Raw genomic sequence first — 14,889 nt, 5'->3', positions numbered from 1 at the left:
AATCATGATTACATTTAAATGTGACGAAAAGGTTTGAAAGATGGGGCAAGTTTATGTCTGAAGATTTATTATCTGGTCGCTATTTTTGTTCAAATCGAGATCCATACGAAATTCAAAAATCGAGCAATGCTTGGAAGCTATATAATAAACTCTGTGGGCAAACTTTTAAACGATTTGAATGGGCAGTTATTAATGCGGCTAGAAGCATTTATCAAAAAGGAATTGATGATAATCCAAAGTTGGCATCGCTAGATGGTAGTTCATCAAAAGGGGGTGGCAATTATTTAAATGGTGGTCATGTTGAAGTTAAAGATGACAAAGATTTATATAATACTTGGGTCAGTTATATCCACTCTAAGAAAATAACCGGTGCTAATCGAGATGCGAGTTCATCGCATCAATCGGATGATCCTCAATTTGAGATTATATTTGATGGTTTTCGGTACCCGAAATGGTGGCAGTTGGTTTCAAACAGAAAAACATGCTTTCACCAGTGGTGCCATAGATAAGATTGCCCATATAGGTGATTGGTTTCAGCATAAAAGAAGTGGTAATAAGCAAGTCGGTCCTAGAGGTTATTCTTATTTTTCAGAAAAAACTAATAGGGCATTGTGTGCCAGCTCCTTGCCTCAAGCGATAGCTAGTTATGAAAAGCATGTAAGTTTTGTGTAACTCGATGTTGCAGTTTTTATGTAAGAAATTATAGCAACCGGATCGACATAATATGTCTTGACGGCGTAATTAATAACTGAAAAGATACAACTGGTTTTCGAATGCCAGCAGCGAACTGCTACAGTATTCTTTAGCACTCGTGTAGGCTACTTTTGTTTTAAGAAACCTATCCTTTTAGTGGATTGAATTATTACTATGAATCAGGCTTCAGACTCCTATATTGGCCAGTTCTTAAAGCTGGAATCAGCCGGTGGCATTGTGTTGTTGGCTGCCGCGGTACTGGCCATTATCCTTGCAAACAGTCCGTTAGAACCTTTTTATGCTCTTTTGTTAGATACACCAGTACAAGTGAAAGTTGGCGCGCTCGATATTGCTAAGCCATTGTTGCTGTGGATTAATGATGGCTTGATGGCGATCTTTTTCTTTTTAGTCGGCCTTGAGCTAAAGCGTGAAGTTTTAGAAGGTGAACTATCAGATAAGAGAAATATTGTCTTGCCAGGTGTTGGCGCGGTTGGTGGAATGGTAATACCAGCAGCGATCTATATTGCTTTTAATTATCATGATTCAGTAGCCATGCAAGGCTGGGCAATTCCTGCGGCAACCGACATTGCCTTTGCGTTGGGTATTTTGTCTCTACTGGGATCGCGCGTTCCGGTATCGCTAAAAATATTTTTAACATCACTGGCTATTTTTGATGATATCGGTGCAATTATTATTATTGCACTGTTCTATACCTCGAAAATTTCCTGGATTGCTTTGGTGGTCGTGGCGTTTGCTATTGTCCAGCTAGTAATTATGAATCGGCGCGGGGTTGAGTCGAAATCGCTCTATATTATGGTCGGTGTTCTGATGTGGGTATCCATGCTCAAGTCAGGTGTTCATGCGACCTTGGCAGGTGTGATTCTGGCAGCTTTTATCCCGCTGCATTCTAAAAAAGACCCTAGTTATTCACCGCTAAAGCGAATTGAGCATGATTTACACCCGTTAGTGGCTTTCTTTGTTTTACCTGTGTTTGCTTTTTCCAATGCCGGTATCAATTTAACCGGTTTAGAGTTGGATCAGGCATTGCATAGTGTTCCTGTCGGCGTAGCTTTAGGATTATTTATTGGTAAGCAGTTGGGGATTTTTGCTTTCTGTGGTTTGGCAATAAAAGCCGGTTGGTGCCAGTTACCTAAAGGTATGTCGTGGTTGTCGTTATATGCTACAGCAGTGTTGTGTGGCATCGGCTTTACTATGAGCTTATTTGTTGGCTCATTGGCATTTGAAGAAACTTCAGTAAATATGCTATTCGATGAAAAGCTGGGGATTATTGTTGGCTCTATGCTTTCTGGTGTGTTGGGCTACTTGATTCTTGCCAAATGCTTGCCAAAAAGAGCTGCGATCAAATAACTTGCTTGAAGTACAAAAGAAGGGGCTGCCAATTGGCAGCCCCTTCTTAGTTTTGCTCAGATAAACTGAAATTAGTTACCCCAGATCGCTCTGGCGAATTCAGGGTGATCAACAAAGGGATTTCTGTTGCTTTGGAATTCTTGAGCCGCATTATTGCGATCAATTTCTTTCTGGCTAACAGGATCTTGCTCATGCCATTTCAGCAGTAAATCTAAGGTCCACTGTTCAAACACTTGGTTGCTGGATCCATCAAGGATCGCGTCAGAATTTCCGGTGATACTTTCCCAGTTGCCAATCAAATTCTGATAACGGGTGGCCATATATAAATAGCCCCGTGCCAGATCGCCTTTAAATTCGTTGATTGGTTCAAATACTGTACCAGAATACCCCAAGCTTGATTTGGCTGAACCCAGTTTAGAGCCATTGCTAGAAATGTAATTTGCACTGCCAACTTCACCATATGGATAGTTGCTGCGTTTGGAGTTTACATAACCATCGGTAGCAAAATGTAGTGAGTATCTGAGTGCATAGGTTCACGTTTGGAGAACCAGCTTTTTAGAAATGAGTGCTCACGGTTGTAACAGCTGCCTAATATTCATTAGTATTTTGTGATCCATGTCTGATTAAGTCGGACCGTTTTGTTGCATGGGAAGTGATTTGTTCTGTTTAATTATTTAAACTAAATTGTGAACATGATATCGCCATGAATTAAATGTGGCTGCGCGGCTATTTTTTCTCACAAAATAGCTGTAATTCAGTCTGGGTTTTGTCATCCTTTGAGGGTTCGATTATTTGTAGGGAACAATAATATTCATCAGCGTTGAATATCTTTAGAGGCGATCAAAACAAGAAGGTAAATCAAAATTAATAATTATTTTATCAAGAATATTATTGCTAATAAGTTGCTAGCAAAATGATTTAAGATAACTGCTTTTAGTATAGGGCGTCATGGTATAACTCATTGCGCTTGGTGATTAATGAGCTGCCAACATGCTGTGTCCTTGCGATATAGATTACGACCCTTTAAATAAAAAAATGCCAGCACATGATGTACTGGCAATGGGTTTACAGCTACTACACGAGGGTTTGTCGGGGATTACTATAGATGCTTTTCAGCATATTCAGCTAATTGAGATCTGGGTACATTTTGTAGTTGGATATGTCCGCCACGCTCAAAGTGCTTAAATCTTTCGGTTAAATAAGTCAGGCCAGAACTGGTTGCATTAATGTAAGGGGTATCTATTTGCGCTAGGTTGCCAAGGCAGACTACTTTCGAACCTTTGCCAGCGCGGGTTATAATGGTTTTCATTTGATGTGGTGTCAGGTTTTGACATTCATCTATCAGAATAAAACTCTGCTGAAAGCTGCGGCCTCGGATATAGTTCAATGATTTAAATTGAATCATCGCCTTATCTTGTAAGTACTCCATACTCGAACTTGGGTTTTCATCGTTAATATGCAGTGCTTCTAGGTTGTCGGTGATTGCGCCGAGCCATGGTTCCATTTTTTCTTGTTCTGTTCCGGGTAAATAACCAATATCCTCATCTAAGCCTTGAGCGCTACGAGTGACAATAATATGCCGATATTCTTTGCTGGAAACAGTTTGTTCAATGGCTGCGGCTAGCGCCAAAATAGTTTTTCCTGAGCCAGCGCTACCGGATAAAATTACCAAATGGATTTCAGGATCCATTAGTAAATCCAGTGCCATTGCTTGGTGCAAATCTCGAGGACGTAATCCCCAAGCTTGTTTGTGCAATAACGCTTCAGAATGAACTTCACGAATCCAGCAGCAGGTTTGTAATGGATCGGCTTGAGCAACCAATCGACCTGTGAATCCATTGTCATCTATCAGAAACTGATTTGGCATTAAATCATCTGGAAGTCCTTCAGATTCAACCTTATGTAATGTTGCACTACCTTGATGTCTACTTTCTTGAACGCTTAATTGATCCCAAATGCTGCCATCAACTTTATGAAAGCCACTCGGTAGCATATTTACATCTGAAACTAACTGGTCGGTTTGATAATCTTCAGAAATTAGCCCGCAACCGCGAGCTTTTAATCGCATATTTATATCTTTAGTAACCAGCACAACATCGAAAGGTTGTGGCTGCTGCGATTGATAGAGTAAAACCTGATTAATAATTAAGTTGTCGTTGATGGTGTTGGGTAATGAAAAGATCGAAGGTGATTGTTTTTGATCTGCAGTGTTGTTTTCTGATGGATCGTTACCCATCAAAATAGAAATTTTTCCTAGGTAGTTATCGGTGGCTTCGCGGTAAATATCAATGCCATTGGCTATCTGCTTTGGATCGGCGTTACCTAATAAACTATCGATTAAACGAATTGCCTGGCGGCAATCTGCGGCAACTGCTTGGTGGCCGACTTTTAATTTGTCCAGTTCCTCCAATACTGTCATCGGTATGATAACCAGGTGTTCCTGAAAATTCAGTAATGCCTGGGGATCATGGATTAAAACATTGGTATCGAGAACATAAGCCTTTGGGGTCTCTTTCATTCAACATGCTCCTGACGAGTCATAAGGTGCGTAGTGTTGCTGCAAGATAATGTGTTCAAAAACAGTTAGGGCTTTGTAGTAAATCGAAATACAAGGTTTTTAATCGCCACTAGTAGATTGACTAGGGCAATTGCACATCCGAAAGGATTGGTTTGGCGGTGAGTGGGATTACTTCTAAAAGTGATTTTTTTATTTTATGGTCATTTTTAAAAACAGAGCTCGTTTCTGATTGTTCGGCTTCTAATTCAATTGCTGGTTCATGCTGGGCTGCATGCATCCATAAGGTAACTGCATTACTTACCATTTCTAGTGACGCACCGGAATCGTAAGCTGCTTGGGTGATCAGTCCGCTATAGGAAGGGGCTTGTAGTAATGAAGCCAGTACGATTGATTCGCTTAACCAAGGATCAATTGATATGGCGCAGCGAACCATTTCTACAGATTTTTCTGGTTGGAAATGAATCACCCTAGCGGTGATGTCGGCAAAATAATTTTTCTGCTGCTGGTCAGATAAATATTGATAGCTGACACCAATGATCTCGCAACCTTTTTTAGGGAATGCTTGAATCATTTGTTCTGCTAGTGCGACCGACTGAGATGGCTGCATTTTTAAACGAGCGATTAATGCAGAGGGAAATCTATTGGGATTTTTCTTCAGGCTGTTAATTAAGCGGTTTTCTGCAGATGGATCTGCTTTGGAGTTAAAACTCCAACTGGTTAGTACCGCTAGTAGCAGCAAAGCGATCAGTGCATGTGGTTTCATAAACAGTCCTTCCATGGAGCTGAATGTCAGAGGAAACGCTTGTCAGGCTTTATCAAACAATTAACTAAGTTCTAGACGCTAATGTGATGCCTGTCACGTGAAACCAAAGATTAAATCAGCAGGTTTTTTTTCTTGGCATGTTAACGGCCACCGATCAGGTAATTTTTATCAAGATTGAATTGATTTTAATACCTAATGCTTGCTGTTTGAAACTTGATGGGTAAATTTACTTAAGGGATGGTTTGAATTCTAGGCTGCTTGTATGACAGTTGTTCTTCGTTGCCAGAAAATATTGGCTGCTATCAACTAGCAATGCGTTTTGCTGTAACAAGTTCTGACCAATCAGAACAGGCTGTGGGAAATTTTGGCGATCGCTCAGGCTGAACTGAATATTTTGTGTCAACTGACCCAGTTGAATTTGATACTGAACCACCGGACGTTTTCGCGGCGGCCCGCTATGGGTCAAAACATGAATAAATCGAATTACCGGTTTTAGCTGCTTCAGCATTGTTCCTGATTGAGGGTCTTCTATAAAAAAGCTAACCCAGTGTGTCGACTGTGAATATTTTCCGGGGATGATTTTAATTTGTTGCGCGTTTAGTGAGCTAGTTTTAGCGCCGGTATCAACCAGTGCCTCAAAGTTGATGCCGGCGATTGAAATGTGTTCTTTGCTACCGATAATTTTTAGTGGCGCACAGGTTTGTCCAGCCAATAAGTTACTGGAAAAGCTAATCAGCCAAATCTGGTACATGATCAGGCATGTTTTGATGATGGATGACGGGTTGGTTTGGTTGGCAATCAATTGCAAAAGCTGCACACCTAAAATTGCAGAGAAAACTCCATAGCAAAGCAATAGCTGCTGTTGGTTTTTAGCGAGTGTTGACGGCTCACAAAATGGCGGGTTGCAGGCTAGCTGAGTGCAGGTTTTGTGAAGCTGATGTGCATTGGGCGGCGTTGGCTTGAGTCAGATCGAACTGACGAAGATGTTTGCTGTGATGAATTAACCCGCTTGCTTGGCGCTAGTTTGTCTGGCGATGATTCATTTAGTAATCGTTAATTCAACCTGACCATTGCCCAGAATGTTTCTTTGTTTGGCTGGCAACTGATGAATTAAATTCATCGCTTTTTCTAATCGATAGATTTCCAACTTGCCATTGATTAGCCGCTGTTCCAGTAATAATGCAGGTATTGCTTGGTCCGGGTTATTTTTAGGCCAGAGCAGCAGTAAATAGCGAGTGTCTTGAGCTTGCTCTGGATTGATTCCGTTAGAAGTAGACGGTAAATCTTTCTGCCAAATTTGCGGTAAATCCATCTGATGAAAATAAGGCAAGATTGGCTGATTGTTTAATGGCCCGGTTTGTTCGATGCGTCGTAATAAGGTTGCTAAATTACTTTGCAACGGTTGCCAATCAGCTTCAGTTAGCCATCTCGATAGCATATTCGATGAACTGGATAAATCAGTATAAGCGGCTGATTTTACGGAAGCTTTAATCTGTAGATGAAACGCTTCAGCGGGCAAGCCAAACCAGCTAATTCGAGATTGCTGGGAGCTGATAATTAATGGCAGGCTGCATGCCAGTCCCGTCACCAATAATAATCCACTGGCCAGTTTAAACTTGGTTGACCGACTTAGTTTGCTGGCAATCCAACTAACCAGCCAAATAATCGCCACTAATAAACACAAGCCGATGATTAATCCGCGCATCAAACTTTGTAGCGGCCCATTAAGCTCACCGATTGCTTCGCCTAATAAATAACCGGGTAATAAAACCCCGGGTGCCCAGATGGCTGCAGAGCTAATGTTAGCTAGCAAAAACCTGCCACTAGGCATTTCCATTGCCCCAGCAACAAAAGGCACTAAGGGGCGAAGCGGGCCAATAAATCGGCCAACAAAAATGCTCATGCCGCCATGGCGTTGAAAGAAGTTTTCTGCTCGGTGAAGTAATTGAGGGTGTTTATTAAGTGGCCAAACTTGAGTGAGCCATTCATGGCAGTAGCGACCGAGGATATAACTTAAACCATCACCGACAATTGCGCCGATAAAAGCAAAAATCAGTAAAGTTTGCAGTGGAACTACTTGGCTGCCAGCAAGTGCACCTAATCCGAGCATTAACACCATGCCAGGAATCAGCAGCCCGATAATCACTAAAGATTCGCTAGCAGCAATGATGAAGGCTACTGCGCCAGCTAAATGAGGGTAGAGCAGCAGCCAGTTCAGAAAACCATCTAATACTTGCTGCATAGAAACTCCATTTCAAACCTTGGCTAGACATTAGGCAAGTCGCGCCCTGACTTTTTGCCTAGCGATGCTCAAATAAAAACGCCGAATCGAATAGCGCAAGGCTATCAGATTCGGCGTTTTTAGCGACCGGTTATGAAGAGAAAATTACTTCACTTCTTTACCCTGTGCTTGCATATCTGCATGGTAAGACGAACGTACCATTGGTCCAGAAGCCACATTGATAAAGCCAAGATCTTTCGCGATCTGACCTAATTCATCAAATTCAGCCGGTGGAACAAAGCGATCAACTGGTAAGTGATGCTTGCTTGGTTGCAAGTACTGGCCCAGTGTCAAACCTGTCACGCCATGGGCGCGCAAGTCTTTTAATACTTCAACGATTTCTTCGTTGGTTTCGCCAAGGCCCAGCATCAAGCCAGACTTAGTCGGAACATCGGGTGCCATTTCGCTAAATTTCTGCAGCAAAGTGAGTGACCATTGATAGTCACTGCCTGGGCGGCACTGCTTGTACAAACGAGGAATGGTTTCTAAATTGTGGTTGAACACATCGGGCAAGCAAACATTGTGTGCTTGTAGTGCTTCATCCATTCGCCCGCGATAGTCAGGAGTTAAAATTTCTACCTGAGTTCTTGGGCTTTGCTTGCGAATTTCTTCAACGCAACGGGAAAAGTGACTCGCACCACCATCGCGTTCGTCATCACGGTCAACCGAGGTGATAACCACATAAGATAGACGCATCTCTTTGACTGTTTTTGCCAGCGTTGCAGGCTCTTCCGTATCTAACGGAAGTGGCTTGCCGTGGGCAACATCACAGAAGGGGCAGCGGCGGGTGCAAATATCACCCATGATCATGAAGGTCGCAGTACCGTGACTAAAACATTCTGCCAGATTTGGACAGCTGGCTTCTTCGCAAACGGTATGTAGTTTATTGTCACGCAAGGTCTTTTTGATTCGGTTAATTTCTGCCGATGAAGACGTGGAGACTCTAACTTTCAACCATTCAGGTTTGCGTAGTACTTCTTCAGTCGTGATTACTTTGACTGGGATCCGTGCCAATTTGTCGGCACCGCGTTGTTTTTCGCCTTTTTCAAAGGTTTTGCGTGCTTCTGTCATGCTTTCTCTCGGTTTTTGACCTGACGACCCCAGGCAAGCAATCTCTGGTTGGAGATAATAGCCGCCTGGCGAGTGCTTGCAAGTGTCTGACGTTATTGCAAAATTGTCAGACCAATTTCTGAGTCGGTTACTAGGGTATTAACCTTAGGTGACGGGCTCAACATAAGGTTACTTGTCCCATTGAATATGGGTGTAATCCAGTAGTTTTGCGATAACCGGCGCAAGTTCTGTTCCAGCCTGTTCAACTGACTGGGTCAGACCAAAGTCACTCATCCGGGTCATTTGCATGCCCTGATAACCGCAGGGGTTAATTCTAAGGAAAGGTTCAAGGTCTGTATTAACATTCAAGCCTAGCCCGTGATAGCTGCGAAACTTGCGAACTCGCAACCCTAAAGAGGCAATTTTCGAACCGTCGATATAAACGCCTGGTGCATTGGGATCGGCAGCTGCGTTAATGCCTTGCTGATTCAAATATTCCACCAGACTTTGCTCGATGCCAGTGACTAGTGGCCGAATACCAATATTCTTTCGTTTCAAATCTATCAAAAAATAACCAATCAGCTGGCCCGGGCCGTGATAAGTCACTTGGCCGCCGCGATCGGTTTGCACCACCGGAATGTCACCAGCAGCTAACACATGCTCGGCTTTGCCTGCCTGGCCTTGGGTAAACACAGGGTGGTGTTCCAGTAGCCATAATTGGTCGGGACTGTTTTGATCTCGGTTATCTGTGTAGTCGCGCATTTGCTGCCAAGTTGTCTGGTAGTCAACGCGACCTAACCAGCGAACCTGCAGGGTATCGGCAATAGATTGGCTCATATTTCCCGGCTCATTGATCTCAAAGAACGGACAACAGAATGGAAGTTATAAGGTCATCATCACATCTGGATGACCGTTAAGTTCCAGATAGATTGCATCCAGTTGTGCTTTGCTGGTGGCGATAATCGTTGCAGTAATCGCAATAAATTTATCACCTTTGCTCGGGCGAACCTTGATCATCTTGTCTGAAAAATCCTTGACGTTCTTTTCCATTACCTTGCAAACAATGCTGTGAATATCCGCAGTAGTTCGGCCCATCACTTTAATTGGGAAGCTGCAGGGAAAGTCGAAAATTTCATCGGTTCGATTGGCTGCATCAGTGCCGGCAGAGGGTTTGTTTTGGCTGGCCATAAAAGTTCTCTTAAAACAAAGCCAAAATATATTCTTGGCTAAAAAAAATTCACGCCAGCTTACACAAGGTTTTCAGCTGGCATGATCTTTTGAAATTAATAGCAGGATTATCGCATAACTAGTGCCAATTGCGATGGGGTCGCTATTGGCTTTTCAGTTGCTGATAAGTCTGCGTTAGTTTTTCCCAGATGGGGCCTGGCTGGCCATTCGCAACTGTTTTGTTGTCGATTTTGACGATCGGTAGCAGATCCTTGGTTGAACTGGTGATGAACACTTCATCTGCTTTAAACAAGGCTTCGATATGAATGTCGCGAATCTCAACTGGAATATCTGCCTGACGCGCTAGGTCGATAACCAATTGACGGGTGATCCCATTGAGAATGCGTAAGTCGGCTTTCGGCGTTAACAGTCGACCATCTTTGATTAGAAAAACGTTGGAAGACGTCCCTTCAGTTAACCAGCCATCTTTTTCCAGCAGAGTTTCAATTGCATCTTGCTCAAATGATTGTTGACGCAACATGCAATGGCCGAGCAAAGCGACCGATTTAATATCGCAACGCCCCCAACGAAAATCATCACTGGTAATTGCGTGAAATCCATTGCCGATAGCCTCGGCTGAAAATGCTGGCAGTGAGGAAGCGGTCATAAATACCGTTGGCTGGGTATTTTCCAGTGGTGGAAACTGGTGGGTTCGCTTTTGATAACTGCCGCGAGTCACCTGAATATAAACCCCAATATCACCGCCGCCATTTTTCTCAATTAACTGCTCAATGGTTGTGGTCCATTGTTCGATTGAGAGGGGGTTGGGGTGCTGGATAGATTCGAGGCTTTGCGTCAGTCGAATTAGATGTTGTTCGATGGCTAAAGGCTTTCCAGCAAATACTGGCACCACTTCATAAATGCCATCAGCAAATAGAAAACCACGATCCATTGGGGAGATGCGAGCTTCAGATTGAGGAAGAAACTCGCCGTTGAGCCAGGCAACAGGCTGCATTTGAGACACCGCTACTACTTATAAATTATCTACAAAGTATAGAGTCGCAGCCTGTTGCCAGTCGATCAAGTAAAAAATTCAATTCAAAAGAATCAAATAAGTAAGCGTTTAATCAATAGGATTAGTGAATCCCACAGGCGGCTGAATAAACCGCCTTCTTCGACTGCTTGCAAAGCAACTAAAGGCCGCTCAGCAATCACTGCACCTTCCAGCTTCACTTCTACTTTGCCAAATTGTTCGCCTTTGGCGGCAGGTGCTTCAAGAAATGGTTGGTCGATTACCATTTCTGCTTTCAAATTTGGCTTTTGGCCACGTGGCACGGTGATGTAAAAGTCTTGTGCCAGACCCAGCTCGAGCTGCTCTTGGCTGCCTTTCCAAATACGTGACTGGTGCAGGGGCTGCGCTGCTTGATAAAGCTTGTGAGTTTCAAAGAAACGGAAACCATAAGTCAGTAGCTTTTGGCTTTCTTGGGCGCGAGCATTGTCGCTTTTGGTGCCCATTACTGCCGAGATCAAGCGCATGTTCTTTTTCTTGGCAGAAGTCACCAAGCAGAAACCAGCGGCTTCGGTATGACCGGTTTTTAAACCGTCAACCGATGAATCACGCCATAACAGCTTGTTGCGGTTAGGTTGGCGAATGTCATTCCATTTAAACCATTTCTCTGAATAGAGTGAATAGTTTTCTGGAAAATCACGAATGATTGCCTGAGCTAATGTCGCCATATCCATCGCAGTGGTGTAATGACCTTCTGCTGGCAAGCCGGTGGCATTCATAAAATGGCTGCCGGTCATGTTTAATTTCACGGCATAGGTGTTCATTAATTCGGCAAAAGCTTCTTCAGTACCAGCAATATGCTCAGCCAGTGCCACCGATGCATCATTACCCGATTGAATGATGACACCTTTGAGCAGGTCTCCGACCCGAACCTTGGTGTTTACATCGACAAACATTCTTGAGCCTTCAGTTTTCCAGGCTTTTTTACTGATACGAACCAGTTCATCTTTGTTTAAGCGGCCACCCGCTAGTTCCTGATCGACCACATAAACGGTCATCATTTTAGTTAAGCTGGCAGGTTCAACCTGATCATCACCATTTTGGTTAACCAGAACTCGGCCACTGTCAAAGTCCATCAATACATAGGATTTTGCAGCTAACTCTGGTGCGGCGGGAATAAATGCTGCCGTAGCGGGAACAGAAACCACTAATAGGGCGACGGCGCAGGTACGTTTGATAGTACTGATCGTGCGTAGAATAGATCGACTTAGGCTCATAAATATGACAAATAGAAAGTTTTTAGCATAAAGCAACATTGTATAGACTCGTCGAGCAAGAGTTAACCGCCTTTGGCTAATTAGCTTTGATATTGCAAGGTTGCTGCATGCTGGGGCAACACGGTATCCTTGCGGGCTGATTTTATTTTGTTACAGATTCCTCACACGAGATTCGCAGATGCACCAAGAGTATCAGCCGCAACAAACCGAAGCGGCGGCCCAGCAGCACTGGGAAGAGAACAAGAGTTTTAAGGTTACGGAAAAACCCGGTCAGGAAAAATTTTACTGTCTGTCGATGTTTCCTTACCCAAGTGGCCGATTACACATGGGGCATGTGCGAAACTACACCATTGGTGATGTAGTGAGTCGTTATATGCGCATGCAAGGCAAGAACGTATTGCAGCCAATGGGCTGGGATGCATTCGGACTGCCTGCTGAAAACGCCGCAATCAAAAACAACACCGCACCGGCACCTTGGACCTACGAAAACATTGATTACATGCGTAATCAGTTAAAGCGTTTAGGTTTTGGTTATGACTGGGACCGCGAACTGGCGACCTGTACCCCTGAATATTACAAGTGGGAACAGTGGTTCTTCACCAAGCTGTATGAAAAAGGTTTGGTCTATAAGAAAACTGCCGCAGTCAACTGGTGCCCAAATGACCAAACGGTATTGGCCAACGAGCAGGTTGAAGATGGCTGTTGCTGGCGTTGTGATACCAAAGTTATTCGTAAAGAAATCCCCCAGTGGTTTATCAAAATTACCGCTTATGCTGAAGACCTGTTAGCCGATTTAGACCAGTTAGACTGGCCTGAACAGGTTAAAGCAATGCAGCGTAATTGGATTGGTAAATCCCGTGGCGTTGAAATGACGTTCGATTTGGCTCAGCCAATTGAAGGCGTGGCGGATACATTCGATATCTACACCACTCGCCCAGATACCGTAATGGGTGTTAGCTATGTTGCCTTGGCAGCTGAGCATCCAATCGCTTTATCTGTTGCTGAAAGCAACCCTGAGCTGAAAGCATTTATTGAAGAATGTAAGCAATCAGGTGTCTCCGAAGCCGAAATGGCGACCATGGAGAAGAAAGGCGTTAACACCGGCTTAATGGCAATTCATCCGATTACTGGTGAAGAAGTACCGGTTTGGGTGGCTAACTTCGTACTGATGGAATATGGATCGGGCGCAGTAATGGCAGTTCCAGGTCACGATCAACGTGACTACGAATTTGCGACTAAGTACGGCATTGAGATCAAGCAAGTGATCACTGCTGCTGACGGTAGCGACACTTCAATTGCTGAAGTGGCTTATACCGAAAAAGGCACCTTGATCAATTCAGGTGAATTCGACGGATTAGATTCCGCCGCTGCATTTGATGCGATTTCAGACAAACTGGTCGCTGCTGATAAAGGCAAGGTTAAGGTCAACTACCGATTGCGCGACTGGGGTGTTTCCCGTCAGCGTTATTGGGGTACCCCAATTCCATTCAAATACACAGAAGATGGCCAGGAAATTCCGGTTCCCGCTGATGAGCTACCGGTTTTGTTGCCTGAAGATGTGATCATGGATGGTATCCAATCGCCAATCAAAGCAGATCCTGCGTGGGCTAAGACTACTCACAATGGTCAGCCAGCATTCCGTGAAACCGACACCTTTGATACTTTCATGGAGTCCAGCTGGTATTACGCGCGCTACTGCAGCGCCGATACCACTGACGGCATGTTAGATCCGGCAAAGGCCAACTACTGGCTACCAGTCGATCAATATATCGGTGGTATTGAACACGCGGTAATGCACCTGTTATATGCCCGTTTCTTCCACAAGCTGTTACGTGATGCCGGCCTGGTTGATTCTGACGAGCCATTCAAGCGCTTGTTATGCCAAGGCATGGTGTTGAAAGACGGCACTAAGATGTCCAAGTCCAAAGGCAATACGGTCGATCCGCAAGCCTTAATCGACAAGTATGGTGCCGATACCGTGCGCTTGTTCACCATGTTCGCTGCGCCACCGGAGATGTCTCTGGAATGGAAAGACGAAGGTGTTGAAGGTGCAAGCCGATTCTTAAAGCGTGTTTGGCGTTTAGCGCACAAGCATAGCGAGAGTGGCTTAGTATCTGCCGAGCAAGATCTGTCTGCATTGAATGGTGATCAAAAGAAAGTTCGTCATGCATTGCACAAAGCGATTGTTCAGGTCAGTGACGATATCGCCAAGCATCAGAAATTCAATACTGCAATTGCTGCGGTGATGGGTTTGATGAATGTATTGGAAAAAGCACCACTGGAAAGCGCTTCAGACAAGTCATTAATGCAAGAAGCGTTGGAAGCAGTCACTCTGCTGTTATCGCCTATTGTGCCGCATATTTCTCACGATTTATGGAAAGCACTGGGCCATGATACGGTTCTGATTGACCAGTCTTGGCCAACCGTTGATCCAGAAGCACTTAAGCAAGATAGCGTGCTGATTATGCTTCAGGTGAATGGCAAGCTGCGTGGTAAAATTGAAGTAGAAACTGGCGCCAGCAAAGGCGCCATTGAAGCTTTAGCGATGGCCGATGCCAACGTGCTAAAACACACAGAAGGTAAAACCATTCGCAAGGTGATTGTGGTACCGGGCAAACTGGTGAGTATTGTTGCTAACTAGCACTTGTTATTAAAAACAAGTCTGGTTTGTAACCTGCAGTCAATGCCGCATAAAATTGGTTTTTCGCCAGTTTATGCGGCATTGCTGTAAATGATTTATCTATCCGAGTCGTTTGCTTGCTA

The 14,889-nt window shown here is 44.1% G+C and carries 13 protein-coding genes and 1 pseudogene; 4 read left to right on the top strand and 10 right to left on the bottom strand.

Annotated features, from left to right (window positions below; translation table 11 throughout):
• The first annotated feature begins 53 nt into the window (after positions 1–53).
• A complete protein-coding gene (locus tag DC094_RS03620) occupies positions 54–509 on the top strand; it encodes a hypothetical protein (protein WP_116685703.1) in 456 nt (151 codons plus the stop codon).
• A 358-nt stretch (positions 510–867) separates the two neighbouring features.
• Entirely contained in the window at positions 868–2,061 is a 1,194-nt protein-coding gene (nhaA, locus tag DC094_RS03615; protein ID WP_116685702.1) for a Na+/H+ antiporter NhaA, read from the top strand.
• Between the two features lie 71 nt (positions 2,062–2,132).
• Here nhaA and DC094_RS03610 read toward each other — a convergent pair.
• The 4 genes and pseudogenes from DC094_RS03610 to DC094_RS03595 form a co-directional block, all read right to left on the bottom strand.
• A pseudogene (locus DC094_RS03610) lies at positions 2,133–2,590 on the bottom strand (endonuclease).
• Between the two features lie 570 nt (positions 2,591–3,160).
• On the bottom strand, positions 3,161–4,579 hold the full coding sequence (locus tag DC094_RS03605) for a PhoH family protein (RefSeq protein WP_116685701.1): 1,419 nt from the start codon (positions 4,577–4,579) through the stop codon (positions 3,161–3,163).
• Between the two features lie 121 nt (positions 4,580–4,700).
• Positions 4,701–5,342, bottom strand: a complete 642-nt coding sequence (locus DC094_RS03600) for a hypothetical protein (protein WP_116685700.1) — start codon at positions 5,340–5,342, stop codon at positions 4,701–4,703.
• 226 nt (positions 5,343–5,568) lie between these two features.
• Positions 5,569–6,150, bottom strand: a complete 582-nt coding sequence (locus DC094_RS03595) for an ATP-dependent zinc protease family protein (RefSeq protein WP_133245459.1) — start codon at positions 6,148–6,150, stop codon at positions 5,569–5,571.
• A 120-nt stretch (positions 6,151–6,270) separates the two neighbouring features.
• Between DC094_RS03595 and DC094_RS22680 the strand changes: the two genes are divergently transcribed.
• Complete coding sequence (locus tag DC094_RS22680) at positions 6,271–6,399, top strand: hypothetical protein (RefSeq protein WP_255420866.1); 129 nt, start codon at positions 6,271–6,273, stop codon at positions 6,397–6,399.
• Here DC094_RS22680 and DC094_RS03590 read toward each other — a convergent pair.
• From DC094_RS03590 to DC094_RS03565, 6 genes are all read right to left on the bottom strand, one after another.
• A complete protein-coding gene (locus DC094_RS03590) occupies positions 6,382–7,584 on the bottom strand; it encodes a DedA family protein (RefSeq protein ID WP_116685698.1) in 1,203 nt (400 codons plus the stop codon). The two genes, DC094_RS22680 and DC094_RS03590, sit on opposite strands and share 18 nt — an antisense overlap.
• Positions 7,585–7,728: 144 nt before the next feature.
• Positions 7,729–8,694, bottom strand: coding sequence for a lipoyl synthase (gene lipA, locus DC094_RS03585; protein ID WP_116685697.1), 966 nt, complete (start codon positions 8,692–8,694; stop codon positions 7,729–7,731).
• A 168-nt stretch (positions 8,695–8,862) separates the two neighbouring features.
• Positions 8,863–9,510 (bottom strand): lipoyl(octanoyl) transferase LipB, encoded by a 648-nt coding sequence (gene lipB, locus DC094_RS03580; protein WP_116685696.1) that lies wholly within the window; start codon positions 9,508–9,510, stop codon positions 8,863–8,865.
• 45 nt (positions 9,511–9,555) lie between these two features.
• Positions 9,556–9,861 carry a YbeD family protein gene (locus tag DC094_RS03575; protein WP_116685695.1) on the bottom strand — a complete coding sequence of 102 codons (306 nt, stop codon included), beginning with the start codon at positions 9,859–9,861 and terminating at the stop codon, positions 9,556–9,558.
• Between the two features lie 142 nt (positions 9,862–10,003).
• On the bottom strand, positions 10,004–10,855 hold the full coding sequence (locus DC094_RS03570) for a D-amino acid aminotransferase (RefSeq protein ID WP_116685694.1): 852 nt from the start codon (positions 10,853–10,855) through the stop codon (positions 10,004–10,006).
• A gap of 92 nt (positions 10,856–10,947) precedes the next feature.
• A complete protein-coding gene (locus DC094_RS03565) occupies positions 10,948–12,126 on the bottom strand; it encodes a D-alanyl-D-alanine carboxypeptidase family protein (protein WP_116686194.1) in 1,179 nt (392 codons plus the stop codon).
• 178 nt (positions 12,127–12,304) lie between these two features.
• Between DC094_RS03565 and leuS the strand changes: the two genes are divergently transcribed.
• Complete coding sequence (gene leuS / locus DC094_RS03560; RefSeq protein WP_116685693.1) at positions 12,305–14,767, top strand: leucine--tRNA ligase; 2,463 nt, start codon at positions 12,305–12,307, stop codon at positions 14,765–14,767.
• Positions 14,768–14,889: the final 122 nt, after the last annotated feature.

It is taken from the genome of Pelagibaculum spongiae, assembly GCF_003097315.1.
GTDB lineage: Bacteria > Pseudomonadota > Gammaproteobacteria > Enterobacterales > Pelagibaculaceae > Pelagibaculum > Pelagibaculum spongiae.
This window is presented reverse-complemented; position numbering and strand designations above follow the sequence as displayed.